The organism is Mesorhizobium sp. M1A.T.Ca.IN.004.03.1.1, from assembly GCF_003997555.1.
Lineage (GTDB): Bacteria > Pseudomonadota > Alphaproteobacteria > Rhizobiales > Rhizobiaceae > Mesorhizobium.
In genome coordinates, this window is record NZ_RZTV01000080.1 from 1 (window position 1) to 365 (window position 365).

Sequence of the window (365 nt, forward strand, 5' to 3'; positions counted from 1 at the left end):
CTCGGAGTCGCGCTCGAACAGATGGTCGAACGCCTGCGCGGCGTCGTCGCCGATGCGATCTCCGCCGCCGAGAACGTCTCATCCGGCAGCCAGGAACTTTCGGCAAGCTCCGAGCAGGTCTCGCAGGGCGCCACCGAGCAGGCGGCTTCGGCCGAAGAGGCTTCCGCCTCGATGGAAGAGATGGCTTCCAATATCAAGCAGAACGCCGACAACGCGGCGCAAACGGAAAAGATCGCCCGTCAGTCGGCCAAGGATGCGGAAGCCAGCGGCGAGGCGGTCTCCCGCGCGGTCGACGCCATGCGCACGATCGCGCAGAAGATCGGCATCGTCCAGGAGATCGCCCGCCAGACCGATTTGCTGGCTCT

General features: G+C 65.8%; 1 pseudogene. It reads left to right on the plus strand.

The features are described 5' to 3' along the window. Window positions 1-365, plus strand: a pseudogene (locus tag EOD29_RS30780) (methyl-accepting chemotaxis protein); the annotation flags it as partial.